The sequence below is a fragment of the Pseudomonas sp. ML2-2023-6 genome (assembly GCF_037055265.1).
GTDB lineage: Bacteria > Pseudomonadota > Gammaproteobacteria > Pseudomonadales > Pseudomonadaceae > Aquipseudomonas > Aquipseudomonas kulmbachensis.
Window position 1 is genome coordinate 2,480,104 of sequence record NZ_CP146347.1, and the last position, 15,207, is coordinate 2,495,310.

The 15,207-nt window shown below is 58.4% G+C and carries 12 protein-coding genes; 4 read left to right on the plus strand and 8 right to left on the minus strand.

Annotated features, from left to right (window positions below; translation table 11 throughout):
- Position 1 precedes the first annotated feature (1 nt).
- Together serS and cysG are read left to right on the plus strand one after the other, a co-directional pair.
- Positions 2-1,282, plus strand: a complete 1,281-nt coding sequence (serS, locus tag V6L79_RS11555; RefSeq protein WP_261741616.1) for a serine--tRNA ligase — start codon at positions 2-4, stop codon at positions 1,280-1,282.
- Positions 1,283-2,677 carry a siroheme synthase CysG gene (cysG, locus tag V6L79_RS11560; RefSeq protein ID WP_261741617.1) on the plus strand — a complete coding sequence of 465 codons (1,395 nt, stop codon included), beginning with the start codon at positions 1,283-1,285 and terminating at the stop codon, positions 2,675-2,677.
- A 110-nt stretch (positions 2,678-2,787) separates the two neighbouring features.
- Here cysG and V6L79_RS11565 read toward each other — a convergent pair whose 3' ends face one another.
- The 7 genes from V6L79_RS11565 to V6L79_RS11595 form a co-directional block, all read right to left on the minus strand.
- The gene (locus V6L79_RS11565; RefSeq protein WP_261741618.1) at positions 2,788-3,975 is read right to left on the minus strand and encodes an osmoprotectant NAGGN system M42 family peptidase; all 1,188 of its coding nucleotides are present in this window, start codon (positions 3,973-3,975) and stop codon (positions 2,788-2,790) included.
- 23 nt (positions 3,976-3,998) lie between these two features.
- Positions 3,999-5,744: an N-acetylglutaminylglutamine synthetase gene (gene ngg / locus V6L79_RS11570; RefSeq protein ID WP_261741619.1), complete on the minus strand. Its 1,746-nt coding sequence runs from the start codon at positions 5,742-5,744 to the stop codon at positions 3,999-4,001.
- A gap of 3 nt (positions 5,745-5,747) precedes the next feature.
- Positions 5,748-7,520 carry an N-acetylglutaminylglutamine amidotransferase gene (locus V6L79_RS11575; RefSeq protein WP_338580248.1) on the minus strand — a complete coding sequence of 591 codons (1,773 nt, stop codon included), beginning with the start codon at positions 7,518-7,520 and terminating at the stop codon, positions 5,748-5,750.
- Positions 7,521-7,555: 35 nt separating this feature from the next.
- Positions 7,556-8,740, minus strand: a complete 1,185-nt coding sequence (locus V6L79_RS11580) for a site-specific integrase (protein ID WP_261741621.1) — start codon at positions 8,738-8,740, stop codon at positions 7,556-7,558.
- Between the two features lie 254 nt (positions 8,741-8,994).
- Positions 8,995-9,387 (minus strand): hypothetical protein, encoded by a 393-nt coding sequence (locus V6L79_RS11585; RefSeq protein ID WP_338580249.1) that lies wholly within the window; start codon positions 9,385-9,387, stop codon positions 8,995-8,997.
- Positions 9,384-9,554 (minus strand): hypothetical protein, encoded by a 171-nt coding sequence (locus tag V6L79_RS11590; protein WP_338580250.1) that lies wholly within the window; start codon positions 9,552-9,554, stop codon positions 9,384-9,386. The genes V6L79_RS11585 and V6L79_RS11590 overlap by 4 nt, the downstream gene beginning before the upstream one ends.
- On the minus strand, positions 9,551-9,793 hold the full coding sequence (locus tag V6L79_RS11595; protein WP_338580251.1) for a hypothetical protein: 243 nt from the start codon (positions 9,791-9,793) through the stop codon (positions 9,551-9,553). The genes V6L79_RS11590 and V6L79_RS11595 overlap by 4 nt, the downstream gene beginning before the upstream one ends.
- On the opposite strand from V6L79_RS11595, the gene V6L79_RS11600 reads away from it, so the two are divergent.
- Positions 9,792-11,039, plus strand: coding sequence for an NEL-type E3 ubiquitin ligase domain-containing protein (locus tag V6L79_RS11600; protein ID WP_338580252.1), 1,248 nt, complete (start codon positions 9,792-9,794; stop codon positions 11,037-11,039). The two genes, V6L79_RS11595 and V6L79_RS11600, sit on opposite strands and share 2 nt — an antisense overlap.
- Before the next feature lie 528 nt (positions 11,040-11,567).
- Here the strand turns inward: V6L79_RS11600 and mnmC are convergent.
- On the minus strand, positions 11,568-13,547 hold the full coding sequence (mnmC, locus tag V6L79_RS11605; RefSeq protein WP_338580253.1) for a bifunctional tRNA (5-methylaminomethyl-2-thiouridine)(34)-methyltransferase MnmD/FAD-dependent 5-carboxymethylaminomethyl-2-thiouridine(34) oxidoreductase MnmC: 1,980 nt from the start codon (positions 13,545-13,547) through the stop codon (positions 11,568-11,570).
- A 139-nt stretch (positions 13,548-13,686) separates the two neighbouring features.
- On the opposite strand from mnmC, the gene pap reads away from it, so the two are divergent.
- Complete coding sequence (gene pap, locus V6L79_RS11610; protein ID WP_338580254.1) at positions 13,687-15,192, plus strand: polyphosphate:AMP phosphotransferase; 1,506 nt, start codon at positions 13,687-13,689, stop codon at positions 15,190-15,192.
- The last annotated feature ends 15 nt before the right edge of the window (positions 15,193-15,207 follow it).

Below are 15,207 nucleotides of genomic sequence, written 5' to 3' on the forward strand. Positions count from 1 at the left end.
CATGCTCGATTCCAAACTGTTACGTGGCAACCTGCAGGACGTAGCGGATCGCCTGGCATCCCGTGGCTACACGCTGGATGTGGCACGCATCGACGCGCTGGAAGCCAAGCGTAAAGAAGTTCAGACCCTGACCGAGAAGCTGCAGGCCGAGCGCAATGCCATCTCAAAAAGCATTGGCCAGGCCAAGGCTCGCGGTGAAGACATCGCGCCACTGATGGCCAGTGTCGAAACCATGGGCAGCGATCTGGCCAATGGCAAGGTTGAGCTGGAAACCATCCAGACTGAACTGGACTCGATCCTGTTGAGCCTGCCGAACCTGCCGGATGCTTCCGTGCCGGTTGGCGCTGACGAAGACGACAACGTCGAGATCCGTCGCTGGGGCACGCCTACTGCCTTCGATTTTGAAATCAAGGACCACGTTGCGCTGGGCGAACAATACGGCTGGCTGGATTTCGAAACCGCCGCCAAATTGTCCGGTGCCCGCTTTGCCTTGCTGCGTGGGCCAATCGCACGCCTGCACCGTGCACTGGCGCAGTTCATGATCAACCTGCACATCAACGAGCACGGCTACGAAGAGGCTTACACGCCTTATCTGGTTCAGGCGCCAGCGCTGCAGGGTACTGGCCAGTTGCCGAAGTTCGAGGAAGACCTGTTCAAGATCAGCCGTGAAGGCGAAGCCGATCTGTACCTGATCCCGACTGCCGAAGTGTCGCTGACCAACATCGTCGCCGGCGAAATTGTTGAGCACAAAGCCCTGCCGATCAAGTTTGTGGCGCACACGCCGTGCTTCCGCAGTGAAGCCGGTGCGTCGGGCCGTGATACCCGCGGCATGATCCGTCAGCACCAGTTCGACAAGGTTGAAATGGTGCAGATCGTTGAGCCTTCCACCTCGATGGATGCACTGGAAGGCCTGGTTGGCAACGCCGAGAAGGTTTTGCAGCTGCTTGAACTGCCATACCGTACCCTGGCGCTGTGCACCGGCGACATGGGTTTCAGCGCGGTCAAAACCTACGATCTGGAAGTGTGGATTCCGAGCCAGGACAAGTACCGCGAGATTTCGTCGTGCTCCAACTGCGGAGACTTCCAGGCCCGCCGCATGCAAGCGCGTTTCCGTAACCCGGAAACCGGCAAGCCAGAGCTGGTTCACACCCTTAACGGTTCCGGTCTGGCTGTAGGCCGCACCCTGGTAGCCGTGTTGGAAAACTACCAGCAGGCTGACGGCTCGATCCGTGTGCCTGAAGTGCTCAAGCCTTACATGGGCGGCATTGAGGTCATCGGCTAAATGGAGTTTCTGCCGCTGTTTCATAACCTGCGTGGCAGCCGTGTACTGGTGGTCGGTGGTGGGGAGATTGCCTTGCGCAAATCCCGGCTGCTGGCCGATGCCGGTGCGGTGCTGCGGGTGGTCGCACCCGCCATAGAGCCCCAGTTGTGCGAGTTGATAAACAGCAGCGGTGGCGAACAGGTGCTGCGCGGCTATGTTGAAGCTGACCTTGAAGGTTGTGTGCTGATCATCGCCGCCACCGACGATGAGCCACTCAACGCCCAGGTCTCCGCCGACGCCCGTCGCCGCTGTGTGCCGGTCAATGTGGTGGATGCGCCTGCGCTGTGCAGCGTGATTTTCCCCGCGATTGTCGACCGTTCGCCGTTGATCATTGCCGTATCCAGTGGCGGCGATGCGCCGGTGCTGGCGCGGTTGATCCGGGCCAAGATTGAAACCTGGATCCCTTCGACCTACGGTCAGTTGGCGGGCCTCGCGGCGCGCTTTCGTAGCCAGGTCAAAGGCCTGTTCCCTGATGTGCAGCAGCGTCGCGGGTTCTGGGAAGACGTGTTCCAGGGCCCGATTGCCGACCGTCAATTGGCCGGGCAGGGCGCTGAAGCCGAGCGTTTGCTGTTGGCCAAGATCAATGGTCAGGCGGCTGAAACCACCGGTGAGGTTTATCTGGTAGGTGCCGGGCCGGGTGATCCGGATTTGCTGACGTTCCGCGCGCTGCGCCTGATGCAACAAGCTGACGTGGTGCTCTACGACCGCTTGGTGGCCCCGGCGATTCTTGAACTGTGCCGTCGCGATGCCGAGCGGGTGTATGTGGGCAAGCGTCGTGCCGAGCATGCGGTGCCGCAAGACCAGATCAACCAGCAACTGGTCGACCTGGCCAAGCAAGGCAAACGCGTGGTGCGGCTCAAGGGTGGCGATCCGTTTATCTTTGGCCGTGGCGGCGAAGAGATCGAAGAACTGGCTGCCCACGGGATTCCGTTCCAGGTGGTGCCAGGGATTACCGCTGCCAGTGGTTGCGCGGCCTATGCCGGGATTCCGCTGACCCATCGTGATTACGCGCAGTCTGTGCGTTTCGTGACGGGCCATTTGAAAGACGGCACCAGCAATCTGCCCTGGAATGACCTGGTGGCACCGGCGCAGACGCTGGTGTTTTACATGGGCCTGGTAGGTTTGCCGATCATCTGTGAGCAACTGATCAAGCACGGTCGTTCAGCAGACACCCCGGCGGCGTTGATCCAGCAAGGTACTACATCCAATCAGCGTGTCTTCACTGGCACTTTGAAGGACTTGCCGACGTTGGTGGCGGAGCATGAAGTTCATGCGCCGACACTGGTGATCGTGGGTGAGGTAGTGCTGCTGCGTGAGAAGCTGAAGTGGTTCGAAGGCGCTCAGTCGCAGGACTAGGGTTTTGTGGGAGCGGGCTTGCTCGCGATGGTAGCACTGCGGTTTGCCTGACAGACCGCGTCGCCAGCATCGCGAGCAAGCCCGCTCCCACATTTGTCTCAGGGTCCTTTTTAGCCCCGATTATCCCCCACCAGACTCTCCACCGACGGCACCCGCGTGTCGCTCTCCATCTGTGCATCGTGCTCGATCTGATGACTGAAGCGATCCAGTGACCCTTGTGCGGGCTGCGCATCGCTGGCAAAGACCGGCGGGCTGAGGATGTAGGCGCCCAGTAAACGGCTCAACGCCGCCAGGCTGTCGATATGGGTACGCTCATAACCGTGGGTCGCATCACAGCCGAATGCCAGCAGGGCGCACCGAACATCGTACCCGGCCGTTACCGCAGAATGAGCATCGCTGAAGTAATAACGGAACATGTCACGTCGTACCGGCAGTTCGTTTTCGCTGGCCAGGCGCAGCAAATGCCGCGACAAGTGATAGTCGTACGGCCCGCCCGAATCCTGCATCGCCACACTCACCGCGTGCTCGTTGGAATGTTGGCCCGGTGCCACCGGGGCAATATCAATGCCCACAAACTCACTGACATCCCAGGGCAAGGCGGCTGCCGCGCCATTGCCGGTTTCCTCGGTGATGGTGAACAGCGGATGACAATCGATCTGTGGTTGTTCGCCGCTTTCAACGATGGCTTTCAAGGCTGCGAGCAGGGCCGCGACCCCGGCTTTATCGTCCAGATGCCGGGCACTGATATGACCGCTTTCGGTGAACTCGGGCAGCGGGTCAAATGCCACGAAATCGCCAATATTGATCCCCAGCGAGTCGCAGTCGGCCCGCGTGGCGCAGTAAGCGTCCAGGCGTAACTCGATATGGTCCCAGCTGATCGGCAGTTCATCCACCCCGGTATTGAATGCATGACCTGAGGCCATTAACGGCAACACACTGCCGCGAATCACGCCATTGTCGGTAAACAGGCTAACGCGACTGCCTTCGGCGAAGCGGCTGGACCAGCAACCGACCGGGGCCAGTATCAGTCGGCCATTGTCCTTGATCCCCCGCACGCTGGCGCCAATGGTGTCCAGGTGTGCAGAGACCGCGCGATCCGGGCTGCTTTGCTGGCCCTTGAGGGTGGCGCGCAAGGTGCCGCGCCGGGTCAGCTCAAAGGGAATGCCCAACTCGTCCAGGCGTTCGGCGACATAGCGCACGATGGTGTCGGTAAAACCGGTGGGGCTGGGGATGGCGAGCATTTCCAGCAATACCCGTTGCAGGTAGTCGAGGTCAGGTTCAGGGAGGGTACGATTCATAAAAACTCCTGAGGGGCAGTCAGCTACAGAGCAGGCTGACTGTGGGGAAACAGCAAGTCGACAAAACGTTCGGCAGTGGGCTGTGGCTCATGATTGGCCAAGCCGCAGCGTTCATTGGCTTCGATAAACACATAGTCCGGTTGGTCGGCAGCAGGCACCATCAGGTCCAGCCCGACCACAGGAATATCCAGCGCCCGGGCTGCGCGAATGGCCGCGTCGGCCAGCACCGGGTGCAGCACGTCGGTTACATCTTCGAGGCAACCGCCGGTATGCAGATTGGCGGTGCGGCGCACCGCAAGTATCTGCCCTGCTGGCAAGATACTGTCGTACTCGTAGCCTGCGGCCTGCACGGTGCGCAGGGTTTCAGCATCCAGCGGGATACGGCTTTCGCCTTCGGTGGCGGCTTGACGGCGGCGGCTTTGGGCTTCTATCAGGCGCTGGATATTGTGCAGTCCATCGCCCATCACCTGCGCGGGTCGGCGGATGGCCGCAGCCACCACTTCAAAGCCGATTACCACCACCCGCAGGTCGAGCCCTTCGTGGAAGCTTTCGAGCAGCACCCGGCTATCGAACGCCCGTGCTGCCTCGATGGCCTGTTGCACCTGTTCGATGTTGTCCAGGTCCACCGCCACGCCATTGCCTTGCTCGCCATCCACAGGTTTGACCACCACCCGGGTGTGCTGCTCAAGAAAGCCCAAATTGTCATCGGCATTACCGGCCAGTTGCTGGCTGGGCACGTTCAAACCTGCCTGGCTCAAGACCTTGTGGGTCAGGCATTTGTCCTGGCACAGGCTCATGCTGATGGCGCTGGTCAAGTCGCTCAGTGATTCGCGGCAGCGAATCCGCCGCCCGCCGTGGCTGAGGGTGAACAGCCCGGCAGGCGCATCATCGATTTGCACATCGATTCCGCGCCGGTAAGCCTCTTCGACCACTATCCGGGCATAGGGGTTGAGCCCGGCTTCAGGGCCTGGCCCCAGAAACAGGGGTTGGTTGATGCCGTTTTTACGCTTGATGGCAAAAGTCGACAGGGTACGGAAACCCAACTTGGCGTAGAGATTTTTGGCCGAGGCATTGTCGTGCAGCACCGATAGATCGAGATAGCTCAGGCCTCGGCTCATAAAGTGCTCGATCAAATGCCTTACCAACACTTCACCGACGCCGGGACGCGAACACTGCGGGTCGACCGCCAGGCACCAGAGGCTGCTACCGTTTTCGGGGTCGTGAAAGGCGGTGTGATGATTCAAGCCCATGACGCTGCCAATCACCGCGCCGCTGTCCTCATCTTCGGCCATCCAGTACACCGGACCGCCTTGATCACGGGCGGTGAGCAATGCCGGGTCGATGGGCAGCATTGAGCGCGCCTGGTACAGCGTGTTGATCGCGGTCCAGTCTGCCTCGCTTTGTGCTCGGCGGATGCGAAAGCCGCGAAATACGCGGGTGGCCTGGCGGTAATCGGTAAACCACAGGCGCAAGGTGTCCGACGGATCGAGAAACAGTTGTTGCGGAGATTGCGCCAGTACGCGCTGAGGTGCGGCGACGTACAGCGCAATATCGCGCTCGCCGGGCTGCTCGTTGAGCAGCTCATCGGCCAGGCTGCCAGGGTCGGGGAACGTATGCCCGATCAGCAACCGGCCCCAGCCGCAATGCACGGCGACGGGCTGGGCGTCGAGTTCGCTGCCGTCTTCGGCAAAGCGTGCCTGCAGGCGTTCATATGAAGGCGTCTGGCCACGTAACAAACGTTGGCTATAAGCCGTAGCGAGGGGTTTCATCGGTCAGATTCCTTGTTCGCTCAGCCACATGTTCAAGGTTGCCAATTGCCACAGCTTGGAACCGTTCAGGGGCGTCAGTTGGCCTTGCGGGTTACTCAGCAATCGATCCAGCATCGCCGGTTGAAACAGGCCGCGATCCTGGCTGGGGTCCAGCAGCAGGTCGCGCACCCAATTGAGGGTGTTGCCCTGCAAGTGCTTGAGGCCAGGGACCGGGAAGTAGCCTTTTTTGCGGTCGATCACTTCGCTGGGGATTACCAGTCGGGCGGCTTCCTTGAGCACTTGCTTGCCGCCGTCCGGCAGTTTGAAACGGGCCGGAATCCGCGCCGAGAGCTCGGCCAGCCGGTAGTCGAGGAACGGTGTGCGCGCTTCAAGGCCCCAGGCCATGGTCATGTTGTCGACCCGTTTTACCGGGTCATCCACCAGCATCACCGTACTGTCCAGGCGCAAGGCCTTGTCCACCCCTGCGCTAGCGCCCGGCTGGGAAAAATGCTCACGGACATAATCTCCGGCCGCATCATTGGCCGTCAGCCACTGCGGTTGCACCGTCGCCTTGTATTCGTCATAGCTGCGATCGAAGAACGCTTCGCGGTAAGCGGCATATGGGTCGCTGGCGCCGTCGACCTGCGGGTACCAGTGATAACCGGCAAACAGTTCATCCGCGCCCTGGCCGCTTTGCACCACCTTGCAATGCTTGGCCACTTCCCGTGACAGCAGGTAAAACGCAATACAGTCGTGGCTGACCATCGGTTCGCTCATGGCGCGCATGGCCGCTGGCAATTGCTCGATGATTTCGTGTTCGCCAATGCGCAGTTGGTGATGGCGCGTGCCGTAGTGCTTGGCGATCAAGTCCGAGTACTGGAATTCATCACCGCGCTCGCCACCTGCGTCCTCAAAACCGATGGAAAAGGTCGACAGATCCTGTACGCCCACATCCCGCAGCAACCCCACCAGCAAGCTTGAATCAACGCCGCCCGAAAGCAGTACACCGACATCCACCGCCGCCCGTTGGCGAATGGCCACAGCCTCGCGGGTACTGTCGAGTACACGGTCGCGCCAGTCTTCGAGGGTCAAATTGACCTCGTCGACATGGGGGCCGTAGGGCAGAGTCCACCAGGTTTTCTGTTCGGTACGCCCGTTGGCGTCGATGCGCATCCATGTCGCCGGTGGCAGTTTTTCGATCCCGGCAATCAACGTGCGGGGCGCGGGCACTACGGCATGGAAGTTGAGGTAATGGTTGAGCGCCACCGGGTCGAGCATCGGGTTGATATCACCGCCCTTGAGCAACGCTGGCAAGGTCGAGGCAAAGCGTAGGCGGGCATCGGTACGCGACAGGTACAGCGGTTTAACCCCCAAACGGTCGCGGGCGATAAACAGGCGCTGGGTATCGTGCTCCCAGATGGCAAAGGCAAACATGCCATTGAGCTTGGGCAGCAGTGCTTCGCCCCAGGCGTGATACCCCTTGAGCAGCACTTCGGTGTCGCCATCGGAATAAAAGCTGTAGCCCAGGGCTTCAAGTTCGGTACGTAGTTCGGGGAAGTTATAGATCGCGCCATTGAAGGCCAGCGACAGGCCAAGTTGGCCGTCGACCATTGGCTGGGCGGAACCATCGGACAAGTCCATGATTTTCAGGCGCCGATGGCCGAGGGCGACGGGGCCCTGACTGTGAAAACCCCAGGCATCGGGGCCACGTGGAGCGAGGTGGTGGGTGATGCGTTCGATGGCTGCCAGGTCGGCAGGTTGTTGATCAAAACGTAACTCGCCAGCTAATCCGCACATGGTGCTTAAACCCTATTGAATCCGGGCCTTTCGCGCTACGCCTGCTTTTCAAGTACCAAATTTGTACCGTTTTGCAGCGTATTCAGCTTCTCAAGCTCGCTCCAATCATTGGGTGAGCTGATCCACCGGGCATAGGTCGAAAGCAGTATCTGAATGCTGTGTCCGAGCTGAGCCGCAATAAACGCAGGGTTCATGCCGGACATCAAGCACATCGTTGCATAGGTGTGCCTGGTGTCGTACATCCTGCGATGCCTCATCCCCAGCTTTCGTAATGCTAACAACCAGTAGCGCTTAGGCCCTGTTTCGGATCGGACATAAAGCTCTGACCTGTCTCCCGATCCTTCCGGCGCGAATACATAGTCAGAGCGCGCCGCTGTAAGTGACCTGGCTTTTTCGAGTGCCTGCAAAGCTTGATCGTTCAATAAAACTTCACGAGAGGTTTTGGTTTTAGTTCTTTCCTGGATCTTCCCGTAAAGCCTGATACGGCAAACGCGTGCAGTTCGATTGCGTGTGTCCACTTCGCTCCAGCGCAGGGCCATAGCCTCGCCTGGACGCATTCCTGTATAGAAAGAAAACTCAAAAAAGCATGCATAAATGGCCTGAAGCCCGCTCGTCACTTCGTAAAGTTTGGCAATGACAGCATCGGCTTCGGCTCGCGAAAAAGGATCCAGCTCACGCTTTACGACTCTCGTTGCGGGGATCGAGCGTGCCGGGTTTCTCTGAATCAGCTCATCGCTGACCGCCTGATTGAAAAGACTGGTCACTAGCCTTACAGCATTCTTTCGGCGGACAGGGGAAGTCCACTCAATGCCGTTCACAATCTTGCGCATCAGTACCGGAGAGATCGCATCAATTGGCAAGTGCGCCAGGTGCGGTACCCAGTAGTTTTGCATGGTGCTGCGGTAGTTTTTCCGGGTGCTCTCCACAATCTGGAGGCTGTTTAGCCACTCCTGAGCATAATCAAAGAAAATCGGCATCTGGCTGACCGCCCCGCTGCGAGTGGTCGGAAACAGCTCAATGTACTTTTCAGTGGTGAGGGCGCCCAGTCGGTCGAGTTGCTTTACTTGAGAACGTAGACCCTCAGCTGCCGCGATTCCCTTGGTGGTCTGCGGGAAAGGGAGCGTTTCGCAACACCGCTTCTTGTTCCAAGTGAACCGGATTCGGATCGACTTACCGATGAACTCAACCCCGGCGGGGAGTCCCATTGGCTTTCTAGCCATTCGTCGTATCTCCACTTGCTGTACATAATTCGCCCATCGATCTTTGACCACACCCCAAGCGGGATAATGTTCCGCTCGCGCTTGCGCTGAAGGGCTTTTGCGGTTGTGCCAATGAGTTCGGCCAGTCTTTTTTCGGTGATTTTGTCGTGCCCGGAGTCATCGGACAGAAGTTGTGCTGCTGCCATGGCGGACCTCTGGATGCCGCGTTTGGCGGCAGAAGGTGAGTTATCTTGTGGGATGTGTCGCGATGCGGATCAGAAGCTGCGCTCTTTCTTGCGCGCCACATCGATCTGCTCATACAGGGCATCGACCCTTTTGCTTTTCCTGTCGAGAGCCTGGGATCGCTTGATGTGATCTTGCATTGCCTTGTTATAGGGCTGCATCAGCTCAAGAAGCCGCAGTTTTTCAGCAGTGTTTTTCGATTCGTTGAACCTAACGGCTAGCCGATCACGCTCTTTAAAATCAACACCATCGAGTGCTCGATTTTCTTTTTGCATTTCCTCGAGTACTTCAGCCGACTGCCTCTGCCAGCGGATGTACAGAACTTCGCTTAGTTTGGGCTGGTAGAAATGCTGATTCCTAATCCAGGCCACCAGGTCATCCTTTGTCATCTCGCCGAGAACATCTTTCACGGCATGCTTGCTCATGACTTCTCCCGTACGCGTCGCTCAGCCGCTTCGGTCTGGCGCAACTCGCTGCATTTGGTGTGGTTGCCGTGGGCGCGTGACCTGTTGCATTGGTCGCACATGACGTTTAAGTCCAGCGGGCGCATGGGGCCGCTGTTGATCCTGACTTTTCGGCGCAGGGCGTTCATGCCGCCTCCTGCTGGACATCCGGCTTTCGGATCAGTCCAAGGCGAACGCCTTCATCGCGAACAATCAATATGTCGTCGCCATAGCCCCAAGGATTCTCGAAGCCGTTATCCATGGTTGGCTGGAAATATCCGTAGCGCATCGTCTTCCCGCTCAGTACGAACGCACCGATAGAACCGGCCAGGTTCTTGAGGGTGCCCAACCTGCGACGTTTATCGCTGGCGCGAAACTTGTTGTACATGACCACCAGCAACGCATCGGTGCTGAACGCGTTGAGCAGCCTGGAAGTGTTGAATCTCAATGACAACCTGTTGGGGCCTTTGTTGAGTTTCAATAATCACGCGCACTTGCGGCGCGTGTATTTACGCCGCACCTGGATCCAGGTTTGGCCTGAAGGGCTGCTTTCCAGACCATTTCTGGAAGCTGCCGACCTCAGAGAGAACCAGATTCTTGAAATTCCTGAACAGGTGTTTCAGGCCTCGCCCAAGATCATTCGAAATATCACGTTATCCAATAACCCGCTGTCGCCCTCAAGCCGTTTGCAGTTAGGGCGGTATGTCATGCAGGGCGGCAGCAGTATGGGAATCAGCAGTGAGGAGTTGCTCAGTGAGATGCTGGCGTTCGAGTTTTGGACAGCGGGCATTACCAGCAACGAACTCAGCCAGCGCGAGTTGTTATGGAACAACTTGCGAGCCAATCCGGCTTCCGAAGACTTTTTCATCGTGATCAGTCGTTTGACCACCACGGCGGATGCCCATACGGTTCGCCAGGATTTGAGTCGGCGGGTCTGGGAAATGATTGAAGCGGCCAGTCAGAACAGCCAATTGCGCAGTGATTTGCTGAATATTGCCGCCTCCCCGCGTAGTTGCAGTGACAGTGTAGCGGTGACTTTCAGCGCGATGGAAATCCAGGTGTTGCTGGCAGAAATCTCACGCGGCGCCTCATTTCAGCAAACCCAGTTGTTGCATTTGGCCAAGGGACTGTTCCGGCTCGATAAGTTGGCAAGTATTGCGGCTGAGACATGCGAGGAGCGTTTGGCACAAGGCAGGGCGACAGTAGATGAGCTTGAGGTTAACCTGGCGTACAGAATCGGCTTGTCTCAGGCACTGGAGCTGCCCGGCCAGCCCAAGAGCATGTCGTTCCGAGGGTTGGCCGGAGTGACTGAAGCGGATTTGGACATGGCCAGGGTGGAAGTCCAGAACGCTGAAAGCTCGGGTTCCATGGCGGTATTTATTACGACACTCGAGTTCTGGAAAACCTACATGGCCAGTACCCACAAGGTGGAGTACACCGTTTTGACCGAGCCTTACTTCGAGGCATTGCATGGGTTATTGAGACGATCGCCAGAGATGAACAGTGCGCGCTATTTACGCAGTGTCGCGCAGGTGCGCAACGAGATGGATGCAGCTGTCGATGCCTGGAACCTGGAAAAAACCCAGGCGTTGATCGCCAAGGATAGCCCCGGAGAGTGGTCTACAGCCCTGTAATCAAGGCCAATATGTTGGGCTGCAGCTTAGCGTTCTTCGTTTGCGACGATAGATATCTACGTACTGGCGAACCTGGGCAATCTCGAAGTACTGAACCTCAATGGCAACCTGCTGGGGCCAATGCTCGATCTAAGTAGGTTGCCCAAGCTGCGCCGGGTATCGCTGCGTCGCACCGGGCTTGATGAGTGGCCACGGGGGTTGCTGACCGGCCCCTGCTGGCACTTGCGGCGCAAGGTGGCCCGGCGCCAGATGAATTGGATGTGCACCTGGCCTACCGGGTCGGCCGGGGAGAGTACTAGGGCTGCCCAGCCAGCCGGAAAACATGCACTTCAATGTGTTGGGCGGGGTCAGTGAGGTCGATCTGCCATCGGCCAGGCTGCTTGTCGAAGTGGCAGAAAGGTCGGTGCAATCACCGGCTTTTGTCAGTAGTCGTGCTTTTGGCGCGATTATCTGATTAAAAAAACAAAGTCGAGTTTTCGGCATTATTGCCGCCGCACCCCTCCGCCATTGGCCAGAATCCGGGTTTGTTCACTGCCCGCGTATGAGGGCGCGCAGCGCAAAGCGATTAGGATGACAGGCCTCTGCAACCGCTCGGGGCACGGGCTGCGCTTCGTTGTTGATCCACGCCGCCAGTATTTCGCCCGACAGCGGGGCGGTAATCAGCCCGCGTGAGCCGTGGCCACTGTTGACGTACAGACCACTCAACCATGGGCAAGGCGTGTCGGGCGTTTGTCGCGCATCCTTGCGCAGTACCGCATAGGCGCTCGCAAACTGCTCCGGGTCTGACAGTGGCCCGACAATCGGCAAGTAGTCCGGGCTGGTGCAGCGGAAAGCGGCCCAGCCTTGCAGGGTCTGGGGATCCAACTGCTCATTGCCGAGACGCTGCTTCAGGTCCGGTGAAATCTCCTCAAGCAGGTCAAGGTTGCTCTGATGTCCGGCGGGGGTGGTGGACAGGTCTTCATTGTGGAAGTCGAAACTGGCGCCCAGGGTGTGCTCGCCGAGCCGACCGGGCGCAACATAACCTTCGGCACAGACCACGGTTTTGAGCACAGAGCTGGCTGGGGTTTCGGCCAGTTGAGTGATTTGCCCGCGAATACGCTTGAGTGGCAGACCGCTGCTGGCCGGGAAACGTTTGACTTCGGCGGCACCCGCCAGGATTACCACGGGCGCACTGGCCAGCAACTGATCGCCCTGGCAGGCGTGCCATTGGTCGCCAACCTTGTTCAATTGCAATACGTCATGGTGAGTCATGATCTGAACGTTGGCGTGCAGCGCCTGGTAATGGCACAACGCAGGCGGGTGCACCCAGCCACCTTCGGGGTAGAACAGGCCGCCGTGAGCCAGTTCGACCCCTGCCAAGGCCTGCGCCGCAGGCTGATCAAGCAAATGCACCAGCGCTGCCGGGAACGCGGATGCCAATTGCGCTTGGCGTTCAGCCTCTTTTTCGTTGAAGCCCAGCTGCAGGACACCGCAGTCGTCCCAGTCACGACCGCGTTGCAGTTGCTCCAGCAAGCGACGGGTGTACCCGAAACCACTGACAATCAATTGCGACAGAGTGGTGCCGTGAGCCGAAAGCTTCATGTACAAGATGCCTTGCGGGTTGCCCGAGGCTTCTTTGGCCAGGCGCTCGTGGCGCTCCATTAACGTGACTTGCCAGCCACGTCGCGCCAGGCTGTTAGCGCTGGCGCAACCCGACAGGCCGCCGCCAATCACAATCGCCTTGCGCTCGTCGGTGTGCCGAGGCGGGCGAGCAAACCAGGGTTTGGTATCGGTGCTGGCGGGTGTGTTTTCAGGCAAGCCAATAAAGGCGCCGCGTAGAATTTCCCACTTGTGGCCGATGCCCGGCGTGCGCCGCATCTTGAAACCAGCCTCATTCAGCGCCCGGCGTACCCAGCCGGTGCTGGTGAAGGTACTGATAGTGGAGGCGGGGGCCGCCAATCGAGCCAATTGCGCGAACAGCTCTGGTGTCCACATGTCCGGGTTTTTCGCCGGTGCAAAACCGTCGAGAAACCACGCGTCAATCTGTGCATCCAGTTGCGGCAGTTGCTCCAGCGCGTCACCGATCATCAGGGTCAGCGTCACACGGCCATCGGCCAGGCTCAGGGTTTGAAACCCCGGATGAATGGCAAACCAGGCTGCCAGTAATTGTTCACTCCAGGTAGCCAGTTCGGGCCAGAGAGCCAAGGCGCGCTTCAGGTCTTCGCGGGTCAGCGGGTATTTTTCGACACTGATGAAGTGCAGGCGCGCATCGGGTCGCGCCGTTTCTTCGAATAACTGCCAGGCACAAAGAAAATTCAGGCCGGTGCCGAAGCCGGTTTCGCCAATAACCATCTGGCCGTTAGCGGGGAGGGCGGCGAAGCGCTCTGCGAGGGCGTTTTGTTCGATAAAGACATAACGGGTTTCTTCGAGACCCGACTTGTCCGAAAAATACACGTCATCAAACACCCGCGAACGGGGGCGGCCTTGGTCATCCCAGTCAATCTGGGCATTGGGCATTTCAGTATTCATGTGTGGCTCGGCATCGGCAAGGCGGCCATTCTAGCCGATCAGTCACGACACGATTGATCCAAGACAGTTTTGTGAGTGTTGTTCCTACACGTTCGGGTGCAATCCGCTAGGCTTGTGAAATCTTGCCAGGGAGCTTTCCATGTTCGAATCTGCTGAAATCGGTCATGTAATCGATAAAGAAACCTACGACAGAGAAGTTCCCGCCTTACGCGAAGCTTTGCTTGAAGCGCAATACGATCTCCATCAGCAGAAGCGTTCTGCCGTAATCGTATTGATCAATGGCATTGAGGGCGCCGGTAAAGGCGAGACGGTAAAACTGCTGAATGAGTGGATGGACCCGCGGCTGATCGAAGTGCGTACTTTCGATAGCCAGACCGATGAGGAGCTGGCGCACCCGCCTGCATGGCGGTACTGGCGGCAATTGCCGGCCAAGGGCCGCATGGGGGTGCTCTTCGGCAACTGGTACAGCCAGATGATTCAGGGTCGGGTTCATGGGCGCTTCAAGGATGCCGTGCTCGATCAGGCGATCAATGGTGCGGAGCGTCTGGAGAAGATGCTGTGCAACGAAGGGGCGGTAATTTTCAAGTTCTGGTTCCACTTGTCCAAGAAACAGATGAAAGCCCGGCTCAAGGCACTCAAGGATGACCCGTTGCATAGCTGGCGTATCAGTCCATTGGATTGGCAGCAGTCAGAAACTTACGATCGCTTTGTGCGATTTGGCGAGCGTGTGATTCGTCGAACCAGCCGTGACTACGCTCCCTGGAGCATCGTGGAGGGTGTCGATCCGTACTACCGCAGTCTGACAGTGGGCAAGATCTTGCTCGAAGGTCTGCAAGCCGCGCTGAATGAGCCCAAGACCAAAGTCCGGGCCACTCATGTCGCGCCGTTGGCTGAAGTCCAGGACGGTTTGAGCCTGCTCGATTGTCTGGATATGACACAGCAGCTGGAAAAAGACGATTACCAGGAGCAGTTGATTACCGAGCAGGCACGCCTGTCGGGGTTGATGCGCGACAAACGGATGCGCCGCCATGCGTTGGTATCGGTGTTTGAAGGTAACGATGCGGCAGGCAAGGGCGGTTCGATCAAGCGCGTGGCGGCGGCACTCGACCCGCGTCAGTACAGTATCGTGCCGATTGCTGCACCTTCTGAAGATGAGCGTGCACAGCCTTATCTGTGGCGCTTCTGGCGACAGATTCCGGGGCGCGGCAAGTTCACCATTTTTGACCGTTCATGGTACGGGCGGGTGCTGGTTGAGCGGGTTGAAGGCTTTTGTACTCCGGCTGACTGGATGCGCGCCTACGGTGAAATCAATGACTTCGAGGAACAGTTGCGCGATGCGGGGGTGATTGTCGTCAAGTTCTGGCTGGCGATTGATAAAGATGTACAGCTTGAACGCTTTCATGAACGCGAAGAGATTCCGTTCAAACGCTTCAAAATCACCGAAGAAGACTGGCGTAACCGCGAAAAGTGGGATGTGTATCGCAAGGCGGTGTGCGACATGGTGGACCGTACCAGCACCGAGATTTCACCCTGGACGCTGGTAGAAGCCAATGACAAACGCTGGGCGCGGGTAAAGGTGTTGCGCACCATCAACGAAGCGCTGGAAGCCGCCTTCGAGAAGAGCGACAAAAAGCACAAGAAGTAAACAAAGACCTTCTCA

Coding starts and splice junctions, on each gene's coding strand:
- V6L79_RS11575 (WP_338580248.1), bottom strand. CDS start 7,520: ATGTGCGGATTAGCTGGCGAGTTACGTTTTGATCAACAACCTGCCGAC.
- V6L79_RS11565 (WP_261741618.1), bottom strand. CDS start 3,975: ATGAATCGTACCCTCCCTGAACCTGACCTCGACTACCTGCAACGGGTA.
- serS (WP_261741616.1), top strand. CDS start 2: ATGCTCGATTCCAAACTGTTACGTGGCAACCTGCAGGACGTAGCGGAT.
- pap (WP_338580254.1), top strand. CDS start 13,687: ATGTTCGAATCTGCTGAAATCGGTCATGTAATCGATAAAGAAACCTAC.
- cysG (WP_261741617.1), top strand. CDS start 1,283: ATGGAGTTTCTGCCGCTGTTTCATAACCTGCGTGGCAGCCGTGTACTG.
- V6L79_RS11580 (WP_261741621.1), bottom strand. CDS start 8,740: ATGGCTAGAAAGCCAATGGGACTCCCCGCCGGGGTTGAGTTCATCGGT.
- V6L79_RS11590 (WP_338580250.1), bottom strand. CDS start 9,554: ATGAACGCCCTGCGCCGAAAAGTCAGGATCAACAGCGGCCCCATGCGC.
- V6L79_RS11595 (WP_338580251.1), bottom strand. CDS start 9,793: ATGTACAACAAGTTTCGCGCCAGCGATAAACGTCGCAGGTTGGGCACC.
- V6L79_RS11600 (WP_338580252.1), top strand. CDS start 9,792: ATGACCACCAGCAACGCATCGGTGCTGAACGCGTTGAGCAGCCTGGAA.
- mnmC (WP_338580253.1), bottom strand. CDS start 13,547: ATGAATACTGAAATGCCCAATGCCCAGATTGACTGGGATGACCAAGGC.
- ngg (WP_261741619.1), bottom strand. CDS start 5,744: ATGAAACCCCTCGCTACGGCTTATAGCCAACGTTTGTTACGTGGCCAG.
- V6L79_RS11585 (WP_338580249.1), bottom strand. CDS start 9,387: ATGAGCAAGCATGCCGTGAAAGATGTTCTCGGCGAGATGACAAAGGAT.